Origin of the sequence: Methylobacterium terricola (assembly GCF_006151805.1) — a bacterium.
Lineage (GTDB): Bacteria > Pseudomonadota > Alphaproteobacteria > Rhizobiales > Beijerinckiaceae > Methylobacterium > Methylobacterium terricola.
Genome location: NZ_VDDA01000014.1, coordinates 110,422 through 135,873, shown reverse-complemented (window position 1 = coordinate 135,873; position 25,452 = coordinate 110,422). Strand labels below are relative to the sequence as shown.

The 25,452-nt window shown below is 72.4% G+C and carries 16 protein-coding genes; 3 read left to right on the top strand and 13 right to left on the bottom strand.

Going from position 1 to position 25,452, the window contains the following annotated elements; all coding sequences use genetic code 11:
• Positions 1 to 36: 36 nt before the first annotated feature.
• From FF100_RS24550 to FF100_RS24495, 13 genes are all read right to left on the bottom strand, one after another.
• Positions 37 to 2,694, bottom strand: a complete 2,658-nt coding sequence (locus FF100_RS24550) for an MHYT domain-containing protein (protein ID WP_139038395.1) — start codon at positions 2,692 to 2,694, stop codon at positions 37 to 39.
• Positions 2,695 to 2,950: 256 nt separating this feature from the next.
• A complete protein-coding gene (locus FF100_RS24545; RefSeq protein WP_139038394.1) occupies positions 2,951 to 6,031 on the bottom strand; it encodes an efflux RND transporter permease subunit in 3,081 nt (1,026 codons plus the stop codon).
• A gap of 4 nt (positions 6,032 to 6,035) precedes the next feature.
• Positions 6,036 to 9,188 carry an efflux RND transporter permease subunit gene (locus FF100_RS24540; RefSeq protein ID WP_139038393.1) on the bottom strand — a complete coding sequence of 1,051 codons (3,153 nt, stop codon included), beginning with the start codon at positions 9,186 to 9,188 and terminating at the stop codon, positions 6,036 to 6,038.
• A gap of 11 nt (positions 9,189 to 9,199) precedes the next feature.
• The gene (locus FF100_RS24535; RefSeq protein ID WP_139038392.1) at positions 9,200 to 10,462 is read right to left on the bottom strand and encodes an efflux RND transporter periplasmic adaptor subunit; all 1,263 of its coding nucleotides are present in this window, start codon (positions 10,460 to 10,462) and stop codon (positions 9,200 to 9,202) included.
• A 620-nt stretch (positions 10,463 to 11,082) separates the two neighbouring features.
• Entirely contained in the window at positions 11,083 to 12,168 is a 1,086-nt protein-coding gene (locus FF100_RS24530; RefSeq protein ID WP_139038391.1) for an alkene reductase, read from the bottom strand.
• 115 nt (positions 12,169 to 12,283) lie between these two features.
• On the bottom strand, positions 12,284 to 13,231 hold the full coding sequence (locus FF100_RS24525; protein ID WP_139038390.1) for a sulfonate ABC transporter substrate-binding protein: 948 nt from the start codon (positions 13,229 to 13,231) through the stop codon (positions 12,284 to 12,286).
• A gap of 45 nt (positions 13,232 to 13,276) precedes the next feature.
• Positions 13,277 to 13,447, bottom strand: coding sequence for a hypothetical protein (locus FF100_RS37275; protein WP_171070315.1), 171 nt, complete (start codon positions 13,445 to 13,447; stop codon positions 13,277 to 13,279).
• Positions 13,448 to 13,831: 384 nt separating this feature from the next.
• The gene (locus FF100_RS24520; RefSeq protein ID WP_139038389.1) at positions 13,832 to 15,247 is read right to left on the bottom strand and encodes a phosphatase PAP2 family protein; all 1,416 of its coding nucleotides are present in this window, start codon (positions 15,245 to 15,247) and stop codon (positions 13,832 to 13,834) included.
• A 96-nt stretch (positions 15,248 to 15,343) separates the two neighbouring features.
• Positions 15,344 to 16,348 (bottom strand): inorganic phosphate transporter, encoded by a 1,005-nt coding sequence (locus tag FF100_RS24515; RefSeq protein WP_139038388.1) that lies wholly within the window; start codon positions 16,346 to 16,348, stop codon positions 15,344 to 15,346.
• A gap of 11 nt (positions 16,349 to 16,359) precedes the next feature.
• Positions 16,360 to 17,004 (bottom strand): DUF47 domain-containing protein, encoded by a 645-nt coding sequence (locus tag FF100_RS24510; RefSeq protein WP_139038428.1) that lies wholly within the window; start codon positions 17,002 to 17,004, stop codon positions 16,360 to 16,362.
• Positions 17,005 to 17,300: 296 nt separating this feature from the next.
• The gene (locus tag FF100_RS24505) at positions 17,301 to 18,533 is read right to left on the bottom strand and encodes an NAD(P)/FAD-dependent oxidoreductase (RefSeq protein ID WP_139038387.1); all 1,233 of its coding nucleotides are present in this window, start codon (positions 18,531 to 18,533) and stop codon (positions 17,301 to 17,303) included.
• A gap of 65 nt (positions 18,534 to 18,598) precedes the next feature.
• The gene (locus tag FF100_RS24500; RefSeq protein WP_139038386.1) at positions 18,599 to 20,311 is read right to left on the bottom strand and encodes an IlvD/Edd family dehydratase; all 1,713 of its coding nucleotides are present in this window, start codon (positions 20,309 to 20,311) and stop codon (positions 18,599 to 18,601) included.
• A gap of 270 nt (positions 20,312 to 20,581) precedes the next feature.
• Complete coding sequence (locus FF100_RS24495) at positions 20,582 to 21,559, bottom strand: NAD(P)-dependent oxidoreductase (protein ID WP_139038385.1); 978 nt, start codon at positions 21,557 to 21,559, stop codon at positions 20,582 to 20,584.
• Between the two features lie 251 nt (positions 21,560 to 21,810).
• On the opposite strand from FF100_RS24495, the gene FF100_RS24490 reads away from it, so the two are divergent.
• The 3 genes from FF100_RS24490 to FF100_RS24480 all read left to right on the top strand — a co-directional run bounded on the left by FF100_RS24490 (position 21,811) and on the right by FF100_RS24480 (position 25,171).
• On the top strand, positions 21,811 to 22,209 hold the full coding sequence (locus tag FF100_RS24490; RefSeq protein WP_139038384.1) for a hypothetical protein: 399 nt from the start codon (positions 21,811 to 21,813) through the stop codon (positions 22,207 to 22,209).
• Entirely contained in the window at positions 22,209 to 22,391 is a 183-nt protein-coding gene (locus tag FF100_RS24485; protein WP_139038383.1) for a hypothetical protein, read from the top strand. Before FF100_RS24490 ends, FF100_RS24485 begins: the two co-directional genes overlap by 1 nt.
• A gap of 83 nt (positions 22,392 to 22,474) precedes the next feature.
• Positions 22,475 to 25,171 carry an excinuclease ABC subunit UvrA gene (locus tag FF100_RS24480; protein ID WP_139038382.1) on the top strand — a complete coding sequence of 899 codons (2,697 nt, stop codon included), beginning with the start codon at positions 22,475 to 22,477 and terminating at the stop codon, positions 25,169 to 25,171.
• Positions 25,172 to 25,452: the final 281 nt, after the last annotated feature.

Genomic DNA, 25,452 nt, shown 5'->3' with positions numbered 1-25,452 from the left:
GGATCGTCGGAGGAGGCCGCCGGACCTCCGGGGCGATCACCGTCGCGGCGGGCCCTCCTCCAGGACGGGCTCGGCCTCCGCCTGGCGGTTGTCGAGCTTGCGCAGTTCGGTGGCGATGGCCTGCAGGCTGGTATCGCCCTTGCGCAGGACCCGATCGGCCTCGGAGAGGCGATCGCGCTCCGCGGCGGTGATGCTGCGGGCGCTGAGCACCACCACGGGGACCTCGGCGCAGCCGGGCAGGCCCCGCAGCCGATCGAGAAACGAGAACCCGTCCATCACCGGCATGGTCAGGTCGAGGAGCACGAGCCGGGGCACGCCGTGCCGGACCTGGTCGAGCGCCTCGCGCCCGTTTCCGGCCTCGCGGACGCTCCAGCCGTTGCGTTCCAGCACGGTGCGGAGGCGGTGGCGCATGTCGGCATCGTCGTCGACCACGAGCACGTCGCCGTCCGCGGCCCGGAACTGGTCCAGGATCGTCCGGAGGCGGGTCCAGTCCACCGGCTTCGGCACGGCCTCGACCGCACCGAGGGAGGCGCTGAGCCCGGCATCGGCGACGAAGCTGACCATGATCACCGGGATGCCGGCGGTCTCCGGCGTCGCCTTGAGGGCGGCGAGCACCGACCAGCCGTCCATCTCCGGCATCATCACGTCGAGGAGGATCGCCCGCGGCTGGAGCGCCTTGGCCAGGTCGAGGCCGGTGCGCCCGTCCCCGGCGGTGCGGACGGCGAAACGCTGGCGCTCGAGGAACCGGGTCATCAGCTCGCGCTGGCTGGCCTCGTCGTCGATCACGAGCACGAGGTCGTTCGCCGTCGCCTGCGTCTCGGCAGGCGCCGGCGCCGCCTCGCCGGCGCGCTCCGGGGCGAGTGCGGGAACGCGTAAGGAGAAGCTCGTGCCCTTCCCCTCCACGCTGACCACCGTGATGTCGCCGCCGAGCAGCTGGGCGAAGGCGCGGCTGAGCGCCAGACCGAGACCGGTCCCGCCGTAGTGGCGCGTCGTGCTCTCGTCGGCCTGGGTGAACCGCTCGAACAGCCGCCCGACCTGCTCCGGGCTCATGCCGATGCCGGTATCCTGGACCGTGAACCGCAGCCATGCGCCGGTCGCGTCGGTCTCGCGGCCGGCCCGCAGGGTGATGGTCCCGCCCTCGGTGAACTTGGCGGCGTTCGACAGCAGGTTGAACAGGCACTGGCGCAGCTTCACCGCGTCGGTGCGCGCCTCGCCCACGTCGCCGGCGACGTCGAGGACCAGGACGTTGCCCTTCTTCGCCACGAGGGCGTCGACGGTGCCGGCGGCATCGGTGACGAAGGCGGCGACGTCGATGTCCTCCGCATAGAGCTCCATCTTCTCGGCCTCGACCTTCGACAGGTCGAGCACGTCGTTGATCAGGCCGAGCAGGTGCTGCGCGTTCGACTTGATCTTGCCCAGGTCCTTCAGGAGGCTGTCCTCGCCGATCTCCTCGGCCTCCTCCTCCAGCATCTCCGCATAGCCGATCACCGCCGAGAGCGGCGTGCGCAGCTCGTGGCTCATGTTGGCGAGGAAGCGGCTCTTGGCGCGGCTGTGCTCCTCGGCGGCATCCCGCGCTTCCTTCAGCGCCGTCTCGTAGGCGTGGCGCCCGGTGACGTCGGTATGCACGCCGACCCATTCCCGGATCGCCCCATCGGCGTCGCGCACCGGGACGGCGCGCACGGAATAGTGCCGCCACGCGCCGTCCGGCGACCGGACCCGGTGCTCGACGAGGTAGGGCGTCCCGCGTGCGACCGCCTCGCCCCAGACCCGCCGCGTCTCGCCGAGGTCGTCCGGATGGACCGCGGCCGCCCAGCCGCCGCCGCGATACGCGGCGAAGGACTGGCCGGAGATCGTCTCCCAGCCGGGCTGCTCCTCGACGAAGTTGCCGGCGGCATCGGTCGTCCACATCACCCCGTCGACCGCCTGCACGGCCGAGCGGAAGCGCTCCTCGCTGACATGCAGGCGCCGCTGCGCCCGGCGCTGGTCGAACGAACTCGCCACCATCGCCAGGAACAGGATGACGAAGGTCACGCCGGCCACCGCCAGGGCCAGGTTCTGCTGGTTCACGCCGAGCGCCGTCGCGTGCGCGGCATGGGCGCCCGCCGCCTCGGCGCTGAAGGTCGCCGCCGCCATGCCGGTATAGTGCATCCCGGCGACCGCGAGCCCCATCACGCAGGCCGCGGCGAATTTCTGCCACGGCGTGTTCTGGCGAAACGTCAGCCACAGGGCGGCGGTCGCCGCCGTGACGGCGATGGCGACCGAGGCCGCGACGATGGCGGGATCGTAGGCGAGGTTGCCCGGCACCCGCATCGCGGCCATGCCGGTATAGTGCATCGCCGCCACGCCGAAGCCCATGAGCGGGCCCGCCACCAGCAGCGACGGAAGGCCGGTTCCCCGGCGCCCGACCCAGGTGAAGGCGGCGGCCGTCGACCCGATCGCGAGGACGAGGGACAGGAGCGTCAGGCCGAGATCGTAGGCGGCGGGCATCCCCATCTCGAAGGCCAGCATGCCGATGAAGTGCATCGACCAGATGCCGCCGCCCATGGCGAGGGCCGCACCGGCCCCCCACACCCAGCGCGGCCCGACGTCCCGGCGCCGGACGCGGGCGCCGAGGTCGAGGGCGGCATAGGACGCGAACACCGCGATGACGATGGAGAGCGCGACGAAGGCAGGGTCGTAGCCGGTATGGACCATGAAATTTCCGCTGAGTTACGACGAAGCCATGCCGCAGGGATGCATCGGCGCTGGTATCGAACGCCTCTTCCTGAATAGGATGATCGGTGCGGCGTCCTAACTGGGGCGTACGCACCTGCGCCTCAAGACGGTTCGGACGTAAATCGCTCGCGCGGGATGCGGATCAACATCGACGCACCCTGCGGCATGTTCAACCCGGGCGCGGTCTCCGCCGCTCCGCAGCTCTCCGACGGCCCCGCGGCCCGGCGCCGGTCTTCTACCGACCCACGGCCGCCGATCGCCCGGCGATGCGGCCGAGGCCGGCCCCCTCGCGCCGCCGCGCCAGCCCGGCCAGCACCGCGAAGACCACCGGGGTCGAGTACAGCGTCAGCAGCTGCGACACGAGGAGCCCGCCGACAGCCGTGATGCCGAGCGGCTGGCGCAGCTCGTGCCCCGGCCCGGTGCCGAAGGCCAGCGGCACCGCGCTGAGCGCCGCCACCAGCGTCGTCATCAGGATCGGCCGGGCGCGGGAGAGCGCCGCATCCAGGATCGCGTCGCGGGGGCTCATCCCCTGCTCGCGCTGGAGCACCAGGGCGACGTCGACCATCAGGATCGCGTTCTTCATCACGATCCCGACCAGCAGCACGCAGGCGATCGACGCCACCAGCGTCAGCGGCGTGCCGGTGAGGCGGAGCGCGAGCAGGCCGCCGACCACCGCCGAGGGCAGGGTCGAGAGGATCGTCAGCGGGTGGATCAGGCTCTCGTAGAGCACGCCGAGCACCACGTAGATCGCCGCGACCGCGCCGAGGAACAAGAGCAGCTGGCGCGTCGCGGACTTGCCGGCCTCCGCCGCCTCGCCGCGGAAGCCCGTCCTGATCTCGTCGGGAAAGTGCAAGGCCGCTTCCGCCGCCCGGATCGCCGCCAGCGCGTCGCCGATCACCACGCCGGGCCGGGTGTTGAACGAGAGCGTCACGCCCGGCATCCCGTCGAGGTGGCGCAGCCACATCGCGGCGTGGCCCCGCTTCGGCCGCATCACTTCGGAGAGCGGCACCTGCGGCCGGTCCGGGCTCGCGCCGGGCACGTAGAGGCCGTTCAGCGCGGACGGGCTGCCCTGCGCCGCCGGCTCGACCTCCAGTACCACCCAGGCGTAGTTCGACGGCAGGTAGATCATGCCGACCGGGCGCTGGCCGAACGCGTCGTAGAGGGTGTTGTCGATGGCACGCTGCGTCACGCCGAACTGCGCCGCCCGCTGCCGGTCGATGACGAGGCCGGCCTCGAGCCCGGACCGCTCGGCGCTCGACACGATGTCGGTGATCTCCGGCATCGTCCGCATGCGCCGGCGCATCGCCTCGGAGGCGGTCCAGAGGGCGTCAGGGTCGGGGCCGACCAGCGTGTACTGATAGCGGGCGGCGCCGCCCGATCCGCCGACGCTCAGGTCCTGCTGCGGCGTGAAGACGGTGCGAACCCCCGCGATGGGGGCGAGGCGCTCGCGCAGCCGGTTCACCACCTCCTCGACCCCGGGCCGCTCCGCCAGAGGCTTGAGACCGACATACAGCTGGCCGACGCTGACCGCACCGCCGCCGATGTAGGAACTCAACGCCGCCACCGCCGGCTCCTGCTGGATCGCCCGGGCAACCTGGCGCTGCAGCCGCTCCATCGCGGTGAAGGAGACGTTCGCGTCGGTGATCGTGCGCACCTGCAGGATGCCGGTATCCTGCGTCGGCATGAAGCCCTTCGGCAGGGCGGCGTAGAGCCCGGCCGAGCCCGCGGCACTCAGCCCCAGGACGACGAGGACGGGCCATGGGCGGCGCAGGCACCAGGCGAGGCTCGCCCGGTAGGCGCGGGCCGCCCGGGACGGGGCGGCCGGGCGCTCGCCCCCTCCCGGCCGCGGCAGCCGCGCGCACAGCATCGGCACCAGGGTGAGCGAGACCAGCGCCGAGGCGGCGATGGCGGCGACGAGCGTCAGCCCGAACTCGCGGAAGTAGCGGCCGACCACGTCGGGCATCAGCAGCACCGGAACCAGGGCCGCCGCGAGCGCGGCCGAGATCGCCACGATGGTGGCCCCCATCCGGCGCGCCGCCTCGAGGGCGGCTTGGGTCGCCGAGCGGCCCTCCTCCATCAGGCGCACCACCGCCTCGACCACGATCACCGCGTCGTCGACCACGAAGCCGACCGCGATGGTGAGCGCCATCAACGACAGATTGTCGAGGGAATAGCCGAGCAAGGCCATCGCCGCGACGGTGAGGGCGAGGGCCACCGGGATGCTCGCCACCGGCACCAGGGTGGCGGTGAGCCGGCGCAGGAACAGCGCGACCACGACCATCACGAGGCCGATCGCGATCGCGATGGTGCGGGCGACCTCGTCGACCGATTCGCGGATCAGCACCGTGCGGTCGTAGAGCGTGTGCACCTTGAGCGAGGGCGGCAGCCAGCGGGCGATCTCCGGCAGGGCCGCCTTCACGGCGTCCACCGTCTCGACCACGTTGGCGTCTGGCTGCTTGCGGACGAAGATCACCACGCCGCGCTCGCCGTTGAACCAGCCGGCGGTCCGCGTGTCGGCGACGCTGTCGGCCACCTCGGCGACGTCGCCGAGGCGGATCGGCCGGTCGCCGCGGAAGGCGACGATCACCTCGGCCCAATCCTCGGCCCGCACCAGCTGGTCGTCGGCGGCGAGCGTCCAGGTCTGGTCGGCGAGCGTCACCGCGCCTTTCGGCAGGTTCCGGCTCGCGTCGCGGATGGCCGAGCGCACCTGCTCCAGGGAGAGCTGCATGTTCGCCATCAGGCGCGGCGAGACCCGGACCCGCACCGCCCGCCGCTCGGCCCCCGAGACGAAGACCTGGGCGACGCCCGGCAGGGCCGCGAGCTTGGCCGAGACGACGCTGTCGGCGAGTTCGTAGACCTCGCTCGGCGGCAGGATGTCGGAGGTCAGCGCCAGCACGACCGCGGCGATGTTCGACGGGTTGGCCTTATAGTAGGTCGGCGGCTTCGGCAGGCCCTGCGGCAGGTCGGGGCTCGCGGCGTTGATCGCCGCCTGCACGTCGCCGGCCGCCACGTCGATGCTCTTCGAGAGCGCGAATTGCAGGAAGATCTGGGTCCCACCCGCCGTGCTGTTGGCGCTCATCTCGGTCAGGCCGGCGATCAGGCCGAGGCGGTCCTCGAGCGGCTGGGCGAGCGAGGTGGCGACCGTGTCGGCGCTGGCGCCGGGCAGGCTCGCCTGGACCACGATGGTCGGGCGCTCGACGTTGGGCAGCGAGGCGATCGGCAGCCGGGCCAGGGCGACGAGGCCGACGAGCAGCAGCCCGAGCGCGACGAGCGCGGTGCCGACCGGCCGCGCGACGAAGGGGGCGGCGAGGTTCAAGGCCTTACTCCGCCGCCGCGAGGGCGGCGGCGGCCCGCCCGCGCCGGCGCGTCAGCGCGTCGAAGGCGAGGTAGATCACCGGGGTGGTGTAGAGGGTGAGCACCTGGCTCACCATAAGGCCGCCGACGATCGCGACGCCCAGCGGCCGGCGCAGCTCCGCCCCGATCCCCTCGCCGAGCGCCAGCGGCAGCGCCCCGAGCAAGGCCGCGAAGGTGGTCATCATGATCGGGCGGAAGCGCAACCGGCAGGCCTCGCGGATCGCGGCGTCCGGCGAGACCCCGTGCTCGCGCTGCGCCTCCAGGGCGAAGTCGACCATCATGATGGCGTTCTTCTTCACGATGCCGATCAGCAGGACGATGCCGATCAGCGCGATCAGGTCGAACGGTATCCCGGCGAGGTTCAGGGCGACGAGGGCGCCCAAGCCCGCCGAGGGCAGGGTCGACAGGATGGTCAGCGGGTGGATCACGCTCTCGTAGAGCACGCCGAGCACGATGTAGACCGTGACGATGGCGGCCAGGATCAGGATTCCGGTGCTCTGGAGCGAGGCGGCGAACTCGGCCGCGGCGCCCGACAGGCCGGTCGTCACCGTGTCGGGCAGGCCGATCCGGCTCTCCGCCCGGCGCAGGGCCTCCAAGGCCGCCCCGAGGGAGGAGCCGGGGGCGACGTTGAACGACAGGGTCGCGGCCGGGAACAGGCCCTGGTGGGTGACCGAGAGCGGCGCCGTCCGTCGCTCGACCCGGACGAAGGCCGAGAGCGGCACCGCCGCCCCGGCCTGGCGGTAGCCGGCGCCGAGACCGTTGGCGGCATCGCCCGCGGTCAGCGCCTGCGAGGTGCCGGGGGTGACGTAGATCCGGTCGAGGACGTCCGGCGTCTCCTTGAGCGCCGGGTCGACGCCGAGCACCACCCGGTACTGGGTGAGCGCGCCGTAGACCGTGGCGATCTGGCGCTGGCCGAAGGCGTCGTAGAGAATCTGGTCGAGGGCATCGACGGTGATGCCGTAGCGCGCCGCCACCTTACGGTCGATGGCGAGCGCCAGTTGCAGGCCATCGTCCTGCTGGTCGCTCGCCACGTCGGCGAGCGCCGGCTCGTCGCGTAACGCCGCGACGAGGCGGCGGCTCCACAGGCGCAGAGTGCCGCCGTCGAGGGCCTGGAGGGTGTACTGGTACTGGGTGCGCGCGGCCCTCGTCTCGATGGTGAGGTCCTGCGCCGCCTGGAGGTGGAGGGCGATGCCCGGCACCCCCTCGACCGCCCGGCGCAGGCGCGCGATGACGACCGGGGCCGGGTCGCGCCGGTCGGCCGGGCCGATCTCGACGTAGAGCCGGCCGGTATTCAGGGTCGGGTTGACGGTGCCGGCGCCGACGAAGCTCGACACCGCCCGCACCGCCGGGTCCTGCCTGAGAATCTCGGCGATGCGGCCCTGGCGCTCGGCCATGGCCGGGAAGGCGATGTCCGGGGCGGCGTCCGTGGTGCCGACGAGGAGGCCGGTATCCTGCTCGGGGATGAAACCCTTCGGGATCGCGGCGTAGCACCAGGCGGTGGCCGCGACCGTGAGGGCGAAGACAGCCAGCGTCGTGCGGCGATGGCCCAGGACGGCGTCGACGCCGCGCATGTAGAGGCGCGTCAGCGCCTCGAACCCGGCCTCGCTCCAGCGGTCGAACCGGCCGGGCCGGTGGTCCGGCGGCTCGGGGGTGAGGAGCCGGGCGCAGAGCATCGGGGTCAGGGTCAGCGAGACGATTCCTGAGATCACCACCGCGAGCGAGAGGGTGACGGCGAACTCGCGAAACAGCCGCCCGACGAGGCCGCCCATCAGCAGGAGTGGCAGGAACACCGCCACCAGCGAGACGGTGAGCGAGACGACCGTGAAGCCGATCTGGCGCGCCCCTTTGAGTGCGGCGGGCAGCGGCGCCTCGCCGGCCTCGATGTGGCGGACGATGTTCTCGATCATCACGATGGCGTCGTCGACGACGAAGCCCGACGCGATGGTGAGCGCCATCAGCGACAGGTTGTCGAGGGAGTAGCCGAGCAAGGCCATCGCCCCGAAGGTCGCGACGAGCGAGACCGGAAGCGCCAGGCTCGGGATCACCGTCGCCCAGAGCTTGCGCAGGAACAGGAACACCACCAGCACCACCAGGGCGACGGTGAGGACGAGGGTGAACTGGACGTCGGCGATCGCCGAGCGGATCGAGACCGTGCGGTCGGTGACGATCGCGATCTTGAGCGAGGGCGGCAGGGCGGCGCGCAGCTTCGGCAGGAGGGCGTGGATCGCGTCGACGACCTCGAGCGTGTTGGCGCCGGGCTGGCGCTGCACGTCGAGGAGGATGGCGGGTTTCCCGTCGAACCAGGCGGCGAGGTCGGTGTTCTCGACCCCGTCGCGGGCGGTGCCGATGTCGCGCAGGTGGACCGGCGCGCCGTTGCGGTAGGCGATCACCACGTCGCGAAACGCTTGCGCCTCGAGGAGCTGGTCGTTGGCGCCGACCTGGAAGGCCTGGCGCGGCCCGTCGAGGCTGCCCTTGGGCATGTTGACCGTGGCGGCCGCCACCGCCCGCCGGACGTCCTCCAGCGACAGGCCGAGCCCGGCGAGGCGGGCGGGATCGAGGCCGAGGCGCACGGCGCGGGTCTGGTCGCCCTCGACCGTCACGGCGCCGACGCCCGGCACCTGCGACAGCTTCTGGATCACCTCGGTCTGGGCGTAGTCGCTGACCTCGTGCAGCGGCAGCACCTCGGAGGTCAGCGCCAGGATCAGCACCGGCGCGTCGGCCGGGTTGACGAGGCGGTAGGTCGGCGGGCCCGGCAGCAGGCCGACCGGCATCCAGCCGGAGGCGGCGTTGATCTGGGCCTGGACGTCCTGGGCGGCGACGGCGATCGGGCGGGCGAGGTCGAATTGCAGGGTGATCTGGCTGGTGCCGGCGGCGCTGGTGGAGTTCATCCGGGTCAGGCCGGCGATCTGGCCGAGATAATGCTCCAGCGGCGCGGTGACCGAGGTCTCGATCACCTGGGGCGAGGCGCCCGGATAGGTGGTGGTGACCTGGATGGTCGGGAACTCCACCGCCGGGAGCGCCGAGACCGGCAGGGAGAGGTAGCCGATCACGCCGAGCAGGATCAGCGCGAGGGTGAGGAGCGCCGTCGCGATCGGGCGCAGGATGAAGGGGGCCGACATGGTGGAGGCCGTCAGCTCGGGGTGCGGGGCGAGGGCTCGGCGCGCGGCGGCTGCGAAGTCTCGATGATCGTGACCGGGGTGCCGTTCTCCAGCCGGTAATGCCCCTCCGTGACGACGCGCTCGCCGGCCTTCAGCCCCTTCTCGACCAGGAGGCGGCCGGCGCTGCCCTGGCCGGACGTGACCGTGCGGGTCGCGACGTGCAGCCCGTCCTTGCCGCCGTCCTTCTGCCCGTCCTGGACCACGAAGACGAAATCGCCGCGCGGGCCGTGGCGCAAGGCGGCGAGCGGGATGGTGACGCCCTGGGGCCGGACCTCGACGGTGATGCGGCCGTTGACGAAGTTGCCGGGCCACAGCGTCAGCTTCGCGTTGGGAAAGCTCGCCTTGAGCTTGATGGTGCCGGTGGTCGGATCGACCTGGTTGTCGACGAGCTCGACCGTGCCGGAATCGAGGAGCGTACGGTCGTCGGCGGCGAAGACCCGGACCGGCGCCGCCACCTCGCCGAGGCTCAGCCGGCTCTTCGCGACCGCGGAGGCGGGGAGCGTGAAGACGACGGAGATCGGCTGGAGCTGGGTCACCACGACGATCGCCGCGGCGTCGCCGGCGCGGACGTAGTTGCCCTGGTCGACGAGGCGCATGCCGGTGCGCCCGGAGAACGGCGCCGCGATGGTGGCGTAGGCGAGCTGGGTGCGGGCAAAGGCGATCTGGGCGTCGTCGCTCTTGATCTGGGCCCGGTACTGGGCGACCAGCGCCCGCTGCCGGTCGAGCTGCTGCTGGCTGGCGAAGTCCTTGAGGACCAGGGTCTCGTAGCGCTGGAGATCGAGCAGGGCGCCGTCGAGGAGGGCCTGGTCCCGCAGGCGGTTGGCCTCCTGCTGGTCTGCCTGGGCCTGGAGCGGGCGCGGATCGATGAGGGCGAGGGGATCGCCGGCCTTCACGTCCTGGCCCTCGCGGAACAGGATCCGGGTGATCTCGCCGTCGACGCGCGAGCGCACGTTGACGGTGTTGTAGGCCTGCACCGTACCGATGCCCGACAGGGTGATCGGCACGTCGGCGCTGCGGGCGGCCTCCACCGCGACGCGGGCGGGGGCGAGGAGGGAGGCGGACGGAGTCGGCCGCGGCTCCGCCGCGCGGCCGTCCGGGGACGGCCGCCACGCGGCCCATTGCTCCTGGATCCGCCCCTGGACCGGCGCGAGGACCGAGGCGGCCTGCGGCCACGCGACGAGCGTGCCGACCGCCACGGCTAGGCCGGCACCGAGACCCCAGGCGAATCCGCGCATCGTCTAAAATCCTGGACTGCCATCGTGCCGGACCAGCCGACATCCTGCCGCGCCCCGGCCTCGATGACGACGACCCGTGGCAGCCCGGACTATCCGCCTGATCGATGAACTCGTGCTCTGGGGAAGATTAAGACGGAACCTTTGCAGTCGCAAGTCGATCGCGCCGTCATTGTGCGGGAGGCCGGAGCGAGAAACATTCCAGACAAGATTTGATTGCCATGTCTTGCACTCGCCGGCCGGAAGGCGGCGGTCGGGGGATGACGACGCGCGCGCGAGGCGCGGCGACCTGATTCGATCGGTCGAGCCTGCCCTCGATCATAGCGAGAGATCTTGCTCGATCGGTTCCGCCGATGATGCGCCCTGAATCTCACAGTCGCGCGCGGCGGAACACAGGATCCGGAGCCGCCGGCCGCATCGCGCCTTCCGTCCTCGCCATCCGGGTGTCCGGGGCCCGGGCTCCGCCGCGGACCCCTCGATGACCGGGAATGCGGCGGTCCTGTCGGCGCCAGCCGAACGGTCTCTCAGGGGCCATGCGCTTGCGCCCTGCCGGCGACGCGGCGCCGGCTCGGGCGTGGCCCCCACCCTTCGAAAAGGCGGCGCAGCGGAGCCTCGGCCCTCCCCTACGGCGCCGGCGGGTAGTCGACGTAGCCCTTCGCCCCGCCCGCGTACCAAGTCTCGGTGTCGTCGGCGGCAAGCGGAAGGCCCTCCGCGATCCGCCGCGACAGGTCGGGATTGGCGATGAAGGGACGCCCGAACGCGATGGCGTCGGCCGCGCCGGCTTCGAGCGCGGCCTGGCCCTTTTCTCCATCGTAGTCGGAATTGAGCACGAAGGCGCCGCGGAACGCCGCCCGCATCCGCGGCGCGACCGGCGGGCGCTCGGCCTTGCCGTTGGTGCCCTCGTACCCGGGCTCGCGCACCTCGAGGAACGCGATGCCGATCTCCGAGAGGGCCGCGGAGGCCGCCTCGAACAGCGGCTCGGGGCTGCTGTCGTTGACGCCCTGGCGCTCCTCGTTCGGCGACAGGCGCACCCCGGTGCGGTCGGCCCCGACGGTGTCGGCCACCGCCGCGGTCACCTCGCGCAGCAGGCGGATCCGGTTCTCGATCGACCCGCCCCAGCGGTCGGTGCGGAAATTCACGTTGTCGCGCAGGAACTGGTCGATGAGGTAGCCGTTCGCCGCGTGGATCTGCACCCCGTCGAACCCGGCCGCGATCGCGTGGCGGGCGGCCCGGCGGTAATCGTCGAGGAGGGCCCGGATGTCGTCCTCGGTCATGGCGCGGGCCTCGACATGGGGCGCCTTGCCCTCGTAGGTGCGGCCTAAACCCGGCATGGTGGTGGCCGAGGACGAGACCGGCTGGCCGCGCCCGGGCAGGCTCGGATGGACCACCCGACCCATATGCCAGAGCTGCGACACGATCAGCCCGCCGGCCGCGTGCACCGCCGCGGTGACCGGCTTCCAGGCCTCGACCTGCGCCTCGTTCCAGATCCCCGGCGCATAGGGCCAGCCGAGCCCCTGCGGGCTGATGCCGGTCGCCTCCGCGATGATGAGCCCGGCCGAGGCGCGTTGCGCGTAGTACTCGACCATCATGGCGGTCGGCACGTGGTCGCGGGTGGCGCGGGCGCGGGTGAGCGGCGCCATCAGCACCCGGTTGCGCGCGTCGAGCGCGCCGAGCCGGATCGGGTCGAGGAGGCTGGGGACCGGGGACATGACGACTCCGCAGGGCCGGACCGGCGGGCACCGTGCCCCGCGATCGACGGGGATCTGGATATAGCGCCCGGAGGCGGCTCTGTCAGGCCTTACGCCCGCGCTTGCCCGTCGGCCGCTAGGCCCGTGCTTGCCGCACCGCGTCGGCGACCCGGATCGGCCGCGGCACCAGACCGAGGCGCAGGAAGGTATCGGCGATGCGCTGCTGCCCGGCGATCACCTCCGGCCCGAGGGGGGTGACGCCCCAGCTCTGGCGGGCGAGCGCCTTGGCGAGGATCGGCACCGGCATGCCGACCGCCGGGCTCAGCTCGCGCGCCGCCGCCTCGGTGACCCCGTTGGTCTCGCGGTCGACCGCGGCGATCGCCGCCAGCACCGCGTCGATGGCTTGCGGCTGCGCGTCCACGAAGGAGCGCTCGCCGACGTAGAACTGGTGGTTGGCCGCGAGCCCGGTCGCGTCCTGGAGCACGCGGGCGCCGCTCGACACCTCGACGGCGGCCAGGAACGGGTCCCAGATCACCCAGGCATCGACCGAGCCGCCATCGAACGCCGCCCGCCCGTCGGCCGGCGCGAGGAAGACCGTCTGGATGTCGGCATAGGCCACCCCCGCCGCTTCGAGGGCGCGCACCAGCAGGTAATGGACGTTCGAGCCCTTGTTGAGCGCGACCGTCTTGCCCTTCAGCTCGGCGACCGTGCGGATCGGGCTGTCCTTCTGGACGACGATCGCCTCGCTCTTCGGGGCGGGCGGCTCGTGCGCGAGGTAGACCAGCGGCGCGCCGGCCGCCTGCGCGAAGATCGGCGGCGTCTCGCCGACGACGCCGATATCGACGGCCTTGGCGTTGAGTGATTCCAGGAGCTGCGGCCCACCCGGGAATTCCCGCCACTCGACCCGGAACCCGAGGGGCCTCACCGCCGCATCGAGGCCGCCGCGGGCCTTGAGCAGCAGCATCGTGCCGTATTTCTGGTAGCCGACCCGCAGCACGCGGTCGGCCCGCGCCGGGCTCGCCGTCGCGAGGGCGGCCAGAGCGGCGCCTGTGCCGGCGGCGAAGGTGCGCCTGGTGAGCGTCATGGGGGTCCTTCTGTCGAATTGTGGCTGGCGGGTTTCGGCCGGCCGTCAGCCGATCAGCCCGTCGATGTCGAACTGCTTGGCCGCCACCAGCCGCTGCGAGGCATGCAGACTCCGCGCGGCGTGGCGGTCGTGGTCGGACCCGTCGAGATCGTGTTCGGCCTGGGTCTCGGCCCGTGGCACGAGAGCGCCGGTGGTGCGAGGCATGGAGGCGGACACGGAGCGATCCGGCACGGATCCCAGTCGACGAGGGGGCCACAAGCTCATCGAAGCAATCTCCGTCGCGGAACCGATGCCCGCCGGTGCGTCACCGCGGATATTGGTATGATAGGTTCGGCGAAGTGATCGCGTCTATAGTCTATGTCATTTGAAAATCGGCGAGGTTCTGGGAGGATTTTGCCGTCTCTGGTGGGCTTTGGAGGATATCGTCTCTCCGGGTAGTGATGACCTCCGCGGCGCGCCTCAGACCGGTTCGCGACGCATTCCAGACAATGGCGCGGGTTTCCCCCTCCCCCCTCTGCGGGGGAGGGGGAAACCCGCGCCATTGTCCTCTCCTCGTCGAGTTCCGCCAGGACGCCGGCCGCGCCGCCGGCCGGCGCACCTTCAGCGCGTCGGCGCCGGTCCCTGCCGCGTCGCGGCGAGCGCCGCCGCCTTGCCCGCAGCGGCGTAGAGGTTCAGGCGCGAATAGACCCCGAAGGCGGAGCCGTCGTCGAGGAAGCCGCCGCCGGGCCCCTGCGTCTCGGTCAGGATGGCGTTCGCCTCCGCGAGGGTCAGGGACGGGAAGGCCGCGGTCAAAAGGTAGCCGGCCTCGGGCGCGAGCTTGCCCACGTCCTCGACGCTGGTGGCGGTCGCGGCATGGACCACCGGCAGGCCGTAGGTCTGGGTGGTGTCGTAGAGCGCGGCGTTGGCGGCGGGATCGCGGAACCGGCCGGTATCGTTCGCCGCGCACGCCGCCAGCGCCTCGCCGCAGGCCTCCTTCAGCACGCGGGCGAGGTCGGTGCGGGCCGTCTCCAGGGCGGCGCGGTAATCGGTGATCGCGACCGCGCCGTTGGTCGCCTGGCTCATCTCGCCGATCACCGCCGGATTCTTGCGGATCTGGCCGACATAGGCCGGATCGTTGGCGAGCAGATGGGCGACCGCGTGCAACGCCACCGTGCGCCCGCCGAGCACGTCCATGGCGTAATGCGCGCCGACGACGATGCGGTTGTTGCCGTACTCCGCCGCCCGCGCGATCATCTGCTGGTAGCGCTCCGGCACCAGCAGCGCGAGGACCAGGGATTCGGTATAGCCGTAGGTGGTGTGGCCGCTCGGGTAGGACGGGCTGTCGGTCAGGTTCTGGCTCGGGCCGTGCAGCCAGTCGAGGCTGTGCGAGCCCTGCCCGAAATAATCGTTGCCGCGATAGGCGTAGAGCTGGGCCAGGGTCTGGAACGGCCGCGAATTGCCGAAGGCGTCGGCCCCCTTCGCCCCGGCCCGGCGGTCATAGGCCCGGCCGAACACGTCGGGGACGCCGTCCCGCGCCGTGAAGATCGCGGCGGCGGCTTCCGAGACCGGCGCCTTGCCGTCGGTGGTGCCGTTGGCAAAGAAGTATTTGCCGGAATTCGAATCCGACTTCGTGATGTTGTTGGTGTAGCCGATCAGGTCGGCGACCGACTGCGTCACGTTGCTGAAGGTCTTGTAGTCGGCGTAGCGCGCCTTGGCCTGGTAGATCTCGGCCAGCCGGCTGCCGAGCCCGTCGGCAAGCTCGGTGGCGTTGCCATCGGTGATGAAGCAGTCGCGCAGGGCGAGCTGGCGCTGCTGGTCGAGGGGCAGGAGATGCGGCTGCTTGACCGTGCCGAACTGGATGTCGCCGGTCACCCGCAGGTTGGCCGCCAGCGCGGCCTGCCCCTCCTGGGTCTTCGGCAGGGCACTGACCGGCGCCAGGCCCTTCAGGGCGACGAGGTTGGTCGCGGTCTGCGCCTCCGCGGGCCAGGGCAGCAGCAGGCAGAGACAGGCGGCGCCAGACATCAGGGCCCTGCGCATGACGGTATCCTCCCGGTCATTCGGCGGGCGGCAGGAGACGACGGCCGCTCCGTCCTGTCCAGCCCGGAATCCCCTCGTCCGTCGCTCGGACGATCCTCAGGCGACGAGCGCCGTCAGGGCGTAGGCGCCCGCGCCGATCAGCGCCGCCGCCGGCAGGGTCAGCACCCAGGCGACCACGATGTCGCTCGCCACGCCCCAGCGCACGGCGGACGTGCGCCGCGCCGCCCCGACCCCGACGATCGCCCCGGTGATGGTGTGGGTGGTCGAGACCGGCACCCCGAGCCAGGTCGCCCCGAACAGGGTCAGCGCCCCGCCGGTCTCGGCGCAGAAGCCCTGCATCGGCGTGAGCCGGGTGATGCGCGAGCCCATCGTGTGGACGATCCGCCAGCCGCCGAGCAGCGTGCCCGCGGCCATCGCCGCCTGGCACGCCAGCACCACCCAGAGCGGCACGTGGAACTCGGAGCCGAGATGGCCCTGGCTGAACAGCAGAACCGCGATGATGCCCATCGTCTTCTGGGCGTCGTTGCCGCCATGGCCGAGGCTGTAGAGCGAGGCGGAGACGAATTGCAGCATCCGGAACCGGCGGTCGACCGTGAACGGCGTCGAGCGCACGCACAGCCACGAGACGGCCAGCACGAGCAGCAGCGCCAGGGCGAAGCCGAGCAGCGGCGAGAGCACGATGGCGGCCGCGGTCTTGCCGAGGCCGCCCCAGACCACTGCCTGCCAGCCGGCCTTGGCGAGCCCGGCCCCGACGAGGCCGCCGACCAGCGCGTGCGAGCTGCTCGACGGGATGCCGAGCACCCAGGTCAGCACGTTCCAGGCGATGGCGCCGGTGAGCGCCCCGAAGATCACCCGGGCATCGACCACGCTCGCCGCGACGATGCCGGTGCCGAGCGTCTGGGCGACGTGCAGGCCGAAGAACAGGAAGGCGATGAAGTTGAAAAACGCGGCCCACATCACCGCGTATTGCGGGCGCAGCACCCGCGTCGAGACGATGGTGGCGATCGAGTTGGCGGCGTCGTGCAGGCCGTTGAGGAAGTCGAACAGCAGCGCGACGCCGATCAGGCCGGCGAGCAGCGGCAGCGAGAGGGCAGCCTCCACGGTCGATGCTCCTACACGTTCTCGATCACGATGGCGCTGATCTCGTTGGCGACGTCCTCGAAGCGGTCGACCACGTCCTCGAGATGGCCGAGGATCTCGCTGCCGACGATATAGGCCATCGGGTCGCTGCGGCCGCTCCCGTGATAGAGCGCCTTGAGGCCCTGCTCGTGCAGGGCGTCGGAGCGTCCCTCGACCTGGATCACCCGCTCGGTCAGTTCGGACAGGCGGGTCGAGTGCTTGCCGATGGCGCTGAGGAGCGGCACCGCCTCGGCGGTGAGCCGGGCGGCCTCCAGCACCGTGCCGCCCATCTCGCGCATGACCGGATCGAAGCTCGTCACCTCGAACAGCGTGATGGTCTTGGCGGTGCGGTTCATCTGGTCGATGGCGTCGTCCATCGACTGGATCAGGTCCTTGATGTCGCCGCGGTCGAACGGCGTGATGAAGCTGCGGCGCACCGCCTCCAGCACCTCGCGGGCGATGTCGTCGGCCTCCTGCTCGCGCTCGGCGATGCGGCCGCACCAGCGCGGCACGTCCCCGCCGCCCTTGAGCAGCTCCTCCAGCGCCTCGGCGCCCGCGACCAGCGTGCGGGCATGCCGCTCGAACAGGTCGAAGAAGCGGTCCTCCCTGGGCATCAGCGCCCGGAACCAGCCCAGCATGTCGGTCCGACCCATCCGCGTGGTGATCTGCGGTGATCTGGAAGCCGGCTAATCTCCGGCAAGGGGGCGGGGGCGATGTCGATGCGCGGGATCCCCCGATTCGGGCCTCGCCGGTCCGACCCCGATGGCGCGGAGGCGCCGGGCGAGTGGCGCGGCCGCTTGCTGTGGAGCACCGGCACCGTCGCCGAATCGACCCGGAACCCACCGCCGCTTCCGCCGAGGGTCCGCCTCCCTCCTCGCGCCGTCACGGTGCCGCGTCCCGCCCGAGGCGGACGACGGGCCCCCGTAGCGCCCCCTCAGTGCCGGCCCGGGCGGAACGGCGCCGCCGGCACCAGCGGCGTCTCGCCCGACATGATCTCGGCCAGCAGGCGCCCGGTCGTCGGCCCGAGGGTGAAGCCCTGGTGGCCGTGGCCGAAATGGAACCACAAGCCCGGATGGCGCGGCGCCGCGCCGATCATCGGCAGCATGCCGGGCAGGCAGGGACGGGTGCCGGACCACGGCGCGTTCTCGCGCGGGCCGTCGAGATCGAGGAGGTCGCGGGCGGCGGCCTCGGCACGGGCGAGCTGGACCGGCTCGGTCGCCGCCTCCGGACCGGCCAGCTCGGCGCCGGTGGTGAGGCGCAGGCCCGCCGCCATCGGCGCCAGGACGGTGCCGTGCTGCGCGTCGAACAGCGGCAGCTCCAGCGTCCGGGCGCTGCGCCAGTGGCGGTGATAGCCGCGCTTGCGCACCATCGCGATGCGGTAGCCGAACCGGCGCAGCACATCCGGCGACCACGGCCCCAGCGCGACCACCGCGGCCGCGGCCTCGACCGGGCCGTCGGCGGTCCGCACGCGCCAGCCCCGCGGGCTCGGCGCCAGGCTGTCGGCCTCGCCCCGGGCGATCACGCCGCCCTGCCTGGCGAACAACGCCGCGTAGGCCGCGGCGAGCGCGCCGGGATCGCGGACCGACCACGGCTCCTCCCAGTGGACCGCCCCCTCCCCTGCCCGTCTCAAGGCCGGCTCCGCGGCGGAAAGCTCCGCAGGCGTCAGGATCCGCGCCCGCACGCCGTAAGCCGCCCGCAGCCGCTCGGCCTCGGCCGCCGCCGCCTCCAGGGCGCGCCGCTCGCGGTAGAGGACGCGAAAGCCGCCCCGGCGGACGAGGTCGCCGGCACCCGCCGCCGCGATCAGGGCGGCGTGCTCGGGGATCGCCTGCGCGATCAGGGTCGCGTAGGCCCGCGACGCCGCCGCGTGGCGGCGCGGGGCCGAGTGCCACCAGTAGCGCGCGAGCGCGCCGAGGTGATGGGGGAGATACCGCGCCTCGTAATGGACGTCGTTGCTGCGGCCCCGGGCGATCGCCCACAGGCTCGCCCGGTCCCGCGGCATCGCGTAGGGCTCGACCGCCTCGGCCTGGAGGATGCCGGCATTGCCGAAGCTCGTCTCGCGCCCCGGCTCGCCCCGGTCGACGAGCACCACCGACCAGCCGCGCTGCTGCAGGTGGAGGGCGGTGCCGAGCCCGGCCATGCCGGCGCCCAGAACGATCGCGCTGCGCAAGGATCTTGCCCCGGGATTCGCGGATTCGAACGACGCGCCACTGTCGCCCGGCCGCGGCCGGGGGTTCAACCCTCCCGGCGCATGAAGTCGAAGTCGCAGCCCTCGTCGGCCTGGGTCACGGTGTCGTGGAACAGGCGGGCATAGCCGCGGGAGGCCCAGTCGGGCCGGACCGGGGCCGCGAGGGCGGCGGCCCGGGCGGCGAGCTCGGCCTCGTCGACCAGGAGGTCGATGCGCCTCCCCTCCACGTCGAGGCGGATGCGGTCGCCGGTGCGCACCAGCGCCAGCGGCCCGCCGACCGCCGATTCCGGCGTGACGTGCAGCACGATGGTGCCGAAGGCGGTGCCGCTCATCCGGGCATCCGAGATCCGCACCATGTCCTTGACGCCCTGGCGGGCGAGCTTCTTCGGAATCGGCAGGTAGCCGGCCTCCGGCATGCCGGGCGCCCCCTTCGGCCCGGCATTGCGCAGGACCAGCACGTCGTCGGCGGTCACGTCGAGGTCGGGGTCGTCGATCCGCGCCGCCATGTCGGGGATCGATTCGAACACCAGGGCCCGCCCCTCGTGCTGGAGGAGCCGGGGCGTCGCCGCCGAATGCTTGATGAGCGCGCCGCGGGGCGCGAGGTTGCCGGTGAGCACCGCCATGGCGCCGATCGGCTTGATGGGATGGGCCGGCGAACGGATCACGGTCTGGCCCGGCACGTCCTCGGCCTTGGCCACGACATCGCGCAGGGTCTGGCCGGTGATGGTCGGGGCGTCGAGGTCGATCAGGTCGCCGAGTTCGGAAAGGAGCTTCGGCACGCCGCCGGCATGGTGGAAATGCTCCATGTAATGGTCGCCCGAGGGCTTGAGATCGACCAGCACCGGCACCTCGCGGCCGATCGCGTCGAGGCTCGCGAGGTCGAGGTCGATGCCGGCGCGGTTGGCCATGGCGGTGAGGTGGATCACCCCGTTGGTCGAGCCGCCGATCGCCTGCATCACGACCTGCGCGTTGCGGATCGAGGCCTTGGTCATGATCTGGCTCGGGCGCGGCCCGCCGGTCTTCGCCATCGCGGCGGCGCAGGCGCCGCTCGCCTCGGCGAGGCGGATGCGCTCGGCGTGGGGCGCCGGAATCGTGCCGGCCATCGGCAGGGCGAGGCCCATCGCCTCGATCATGCAGGCCATGGTCGAGGCGGTGCCCATCACCATGCAGGTGCCGACGGAGGGCGCGAGGCGCCCGTTGACGATCTCGATCTCCTGCTCGTCGATCTCGCCGGCCCGGTGCGCCCCCCAGAGGCGGCGGCAATCGGTGCAGGCGCCGAGCACCTCGCCGCGATGGTGGCCGACCACCATCGGCCCGACCGGGATCACCACGGTCGGCAGGTCGACGGAGGCCGCGGCCATCACCTGGGCCGGCAGGGTCTTGTCGCAGCCGCCGATCACGATCACCGCGTCCATCGGCTGGGCGCGGATCATCTCCTCGGTGTCCATCGCCATCAGGTTGCGCAGGTACATCGAGGTCGGGTGGGCGAAGCTTTCGTGGATCGAGATCGTCGGGAAGACCATCGGCATCGCGCCGGCCAGCATCACCCCGCGCTTGGCCGCCTCGATCAGCTGCGCGGCATTGCCGTGGCAGGGATTGTAGTCGGAGGCGGTGTTGGTGATGCCGACGATCGGCCGGTCGAGGGCATCGTCGGAATAGCCCGCCGCCTTGATGAAGGCCTTGCGCAGGAACAGCGAGAAGCCCGCATCCCCGTAGCTCGTGAGTCCCTTGCGCAGACCCTTGCCCTGCTCGTCGCTCATGGCGTGCTCCGTCCCCCCGGCATTTGGTCCGGTTCTAAGGGCGGGTGGGGGGTTGTCAATGAAAGCCCCCGACCGGGCCGCAACGCGCGCGATTCGATCGATTGTGAAACACTGTAAATAGCCCTACAGATCAAATCGATCTGTCCATGATCGACCGGCATTCACAGTCGATGCATCAACGCACCCTGCCCCGTTCGCGACCTCATCCTGAGGTCGTGGGTGGGAGAGAGCGTCCCGGCATCCGGACGTCCTGGCCTCGTCCCCGCCCCCTCACGGCCGCCGCGTCCAGCTCTCCGGGTTGACCGCTCCCTTCGGCACCTCCCCCGCCAGGATCGCCCGCACCTGCTCGACCGTGTCGAAGGCCTGCGCCTCGATCGCCGGCGGCGTGAGGCCGCCGACATGCGGGGTGGCGATCACGGTCGGCAGGCGGGCGAGGTCGGGCGAGGGCATCTGGTCGGGGGCGCGGCCGACATCCATCGCGGCGCCGGCGATCCGGCCCTCGATCAGTGCCGCCGCGAGGGCCGCCTCGTCGACGAGGTTGCCGCGGGACAGGTTGATGAACACCGCGTCGCGCCGCATCCGCCGCAACGCCGCCGCGTCGATCAGGTTCTCGGTCGCCTCGGTCGCCACCGCGAGGCAGACGACGAAGTCGGACTCGGCCATCAGCGCCTCGAACCCGACCTGCCGGATCGCCGGATCCGTGACGGTGACGTGAGGATCGCTGACCAGCACCTCCAGGCCGAGGGGGAGCGCGAGACCCGCGAGGTTCCGGCCGATCGCGCCGTAGCCGATGATCCCGAGGCGGCTGCCGGACAATTGCCGCCCCATCCGCACCTCCGGCGCGCGGCCCGCCTGGTAATCGCGGGTCGCCCGCGAGATCCCGCGCGCCAGGTCGATCATGAAGCCCAGAGCCAGCTCGGTGACCGCCGTGACGAAGCCGGGGGCCGCCTGCGTCACCAGCACGCCGGCCCGGCTCGCGGCGGCGACATCGATGGTGCGGATGTCGACCGCGCAGCGCAGGAACGCCCGCACATGCGGCAGGGCCGGGAAGATCTCGGCCGGGCCGGCGGTGGCCCGGTCGGCGACGACGAGGTCGGTTTCGGCCGCCGCCGCCACGAGGGCGGCGGCGTCGAGCGGTGCGTCGCCCTCGTGAAGGACCACCTCGGCGAGGCCGCGCAGGGCGGCGAGCGCCCGCGGGCCGTAATACTGGTCGCGGGCGCGCGGCGTGTGCGTCAGCAAGACTCTCATGGTCGGTTCCCTTCGTCCCATCCCCTGGCATCCCACGATCGCGGCGGCGCGCCGCCCGAGCCAGGATCGATCCTCGCTCGGCCCGAGAGCCGCACGGAGACCACCGGCCTGACAACCCCGTTCGATCCCGCCGCCGGCCGGACGATCGTTGCGGTGCACGGATCCATCGGCTTGATCGGTCCGGCCGCGGGTCCGCGCCCTTGCCCGGAGCCTGACCGATCCTCGGGTCCTGCACTCGCGCACGAGGGGGCTTGCGCATCCCGGCTCTCGTCGCCTCTGTGCGGGATCCCGAGCCGCCGGAGCGACCGCCGCGATGCCCCCCCTCGACGCCTGCTGCGCAGCCTCCCGCCCTGTGCCTCGCCGACCGCCTCGAGGCCAACGCGATCCTGGACCGGCTCGTCGCCGACGAGCCGACCTTCCCGGCCGAGGGGGCCCGGCGCCTGATCGCCCTCGTCCCCTTGCGCGGCCCGCGCCGCTTCACCCTCGATCTCGGCCTGCACCGCCCCGGCACGACGACCCGCAACCGCGCCGCCGGCCACGGCGACGTCGAGTTGGAGGAGCCGCGCGAGACCAAGACCCGGTCGAGCGATCCCGCCCGCGCCCTCGAGATCGGCGGGTATGCGGTGGCCCACGTCCCGGGCTCGTCCTGATGTGGTCGGAAACCCGGCTCGACCCGTCCGGCAAGTCCTGCACCCTGCTTTATGACAGCGGGGCGGGCGCGCCGCGGGAGCTGCGGATCGCCCGGCAGGCGACGATCGGATTCCTCGGATTGCAGTTCGCGACGATCCGGCACGTGCCGTGGAAGACGCTGCGGGCGGCTCCTAAGGGGTGAGCCCACTGGAGCCGGCGGTCGACGGCCTCGTTCCCCCTTGTTTCAACCAGCCGGGACACGGACGTTCCGCGAGAAGGTACCCCATGGATCAGGCGAAGCGCGAGGACGCGGCGAGGGACGGGGTGAGGATCGCCCGGGCGGGGGCGGGGCGGGCGGGCTTCGTCACGGTCAGGGGCGCGCGGGAGCACAACCTGCGCGACGTGGACGTGGAGATGCCCCGCGACGCCCTCGTGGTGTTCACCGGCGTCTCGGGCTCCGGCAAGTCGTCGCTCGCCTTCGGCACCCTCTACGCGGAGGCGCAGCGCCGCTACTTCGAATCGGTCGCGCCCTACGCGCGGCGGATGATCGATCAGGTCGGCGTGCCGGATGTCGACGCCATCGAGGGCCTGCCCCCGGCGGTCGCCCTCCAGCAGCAGCGCGGCACCCCGAGCGCCCGCTCCTCGGTCGGCAGCGTCACCACCCTGTCGAGCCTGGTGCGGATGATGTACTCGCGCGCCGGCACCTATCCGCCGGGCCAGCCGATGCTGTTTGCCGAGGATTTCTCGCCCAACACGCCCCAGGGCGCCTGCCCGACCTGCGGCGGCCTCGGCCGGGTCTACCGCGCCACCGAGGCCTCGATGGTGCCCGACCCCTCGCTGACGATCCGCGAGCGCGCCGTCGCGGCCTGGCCGCAGGCCTGGGGCGGGCAGAACCTGCGCGACATCCTGGTGAGCCGCGGCGTCGATGTCGACAAACCCTGGCGGGATCTGCCGCCGGCTTTGCGCGACTGGATCCTGTTCACCGACGAGCAGCCGCAGGAGCCGGTCTATGCCGGGCTGTCGCCGGAACAGACGCGCCTCGCCCGCAAGCGCGGCCTGGAGCCGAGCTACAGGGGGACCTTCACCAGCGCCCGCCGCCACGTGATGCACGCCTTCACCAATTCGCAGAGCGCGCTGATGCGGCGGCGCGCCGCGAGCTACCTCGTGAGCGAGGAGTGCCCGGCCTGCCACGGCAAGCGCCTGAAGCCGGAAGCGCTCTCCGTCACCTTCGCGGGGCTCGATATCGGGGAGATGTCGCGGATGCCGCTCTGCGACCTCGCCGAGGCCTTGGCGCCGGCGGCCGAGGACAGGCTCGCCGAGGACGGCACGGACACCGGCACCCTCGACCGCGAGGCGGGCCGGCGCGACCGGGCCGCCCGCGCCGCCGCCGGCGGCTCGGCCCATGCGGCCGCGCCCGACACGCGGGCGACGCCGAACCTCTCGATCGAGAAGCGCCTCGCCGCCCAGCGCCTCGCCGCCGACCTCGTCGACCGGATCGGGACGCTGAACGATCTCGGCCTCGGCTACCTCTCGCTCGATCGCGTCACCACGACCCTGTCCTCGGGCGAGCTGCAGCGCCTGCGCCTCGCCACCCAGCTGCGCTCGCAGCTCTTCGGCGTCGTCTACGTGCTCGACGAGCCGACGGCGGGCCTGCATCCCGCCGACGGCGACGCGATGCACGACGCGCTCGCCGGGCTGCTCGCCGCGGGCAACTCGCTCTTCGTCGTCGAGCACGATCTCGGGACGATGCGCCGGGCCGACTGGCTCGTCGATGTCGGCCCCGCGGCGGGCGAGCACGGCGGCACGATCCTCTATAGCGGGCCGCCGGAGGGCCTGCGGGAGGTCGAGGCGTCGCGCACCCGCCTGCACCTGTTCGGCCTCGCCGCACCGCCGGAAGCCAGGCGGCGCGAGCCCGCGGGGTGGCTGCGCCTGGAGGGCATCGTCCGCAACACCCTGCGCGGCGTCGCGGCCGCCTTCCCGCTCGGCTGCCTCACCGCCGTCACCGGCATCTCGGGCTCCGGCAAGTCGAGCCTCGTCAGCCAGGCGCTGCTCGACCTCGTCGGCGAGCGCCTCGGGCAGCCGGGCGAGTCCGACGACGAGCCCGAGGATCCGCTCGACGAGGCGCTCGGGCCCACGCAAGGGCGCATCGCCGGCGGCATGGAGGCGGTCCGGCGGCTGGTGAAGGTCGACCAGAAGCCGATCGGGCGCACGCCGCGCTCGAACCTCGCGACCTATACCGGCCTGTTCGACGCCGTCCGCAAGCTGTTCGCCGCCACGCCCGAGGCACGGCGGCGCCGCTACGATGCCGGCCGCTTCTCGTTCAACGTCGCCAAGGGCCGCTGCCCGGTCTGCGAGGGCGAGGGCTTCGTCAGCGTCGAGCTGCTGTTCATGCCGAGCGTCTATGCCCCCTGCCCGACCTGCCACGGCGCCCGCTACGCGCCCGAGACCCTGGAGGTCACCTGGAACGGCATGAGCATCGCCGACGTGCTCGGGCTCACCGTCGAGCGCGCCTGCGCGGCCTTCGCCGACGAGCCGACGGTGCTGCGGCCGCTCGCCCTGCTGCGCGATCTCGGCCTCGGCTACCTGCGGCTGGGCCAGCCGGCGACCGAGCTCTCCGGCGGCGAGGCCCAGCGCATCAAGCTCGCCACCGAATTGCAGCGGGGCCAGCGCGGCGGCACGCTCTATGTCCTCGACGAGCCGACGACGGGCCTGCACCCGACCGACGTGGACCGGCTGATGCTCCAGCTCAACGGCCTCGTCGATGCCGGCAACACCGTCGTGATGGTCGAGCACGACATGCGGGTGGTGGCGGGCGCCGACCACGTCATCGACATGGGCCCGGGCGCCGGCGCCCTCGGCGGCCGCGTCGTCGCCGCCGGCCGGCCGGAGGCGGTCGCGGCGGCCCCGGACAGCCGCACGGCGCCGTATCTGCGGGAGGAGCTGGCGGCTGGCGAGGCGGCGGGTGAGGCCGTGCAGGCGTGATCGCCGAGCGGCATGGCGGTGCGACGCGCGCGATGCGGCCGGGCTGCCAAGCCGCCTCCCCTTGCGCTGATGGGGCCTCGCAAGCCCCCTTTCCCGGGCCCATGCAGCGTCAGCGGAATGGGACCCGGGATCCAGCACAAGACGTCGCGAAGCGTCCGTTCGTCTGCAACGGTGCAGCACAAAGAGCCGCTTCGCGGCAAGTCTTACGGCTGGATCCCGGATCTCCTTCCGCTGACGCTACACTCGTCCGGGAAAGGGGGTGGCTTACGAGCAAGGGATTT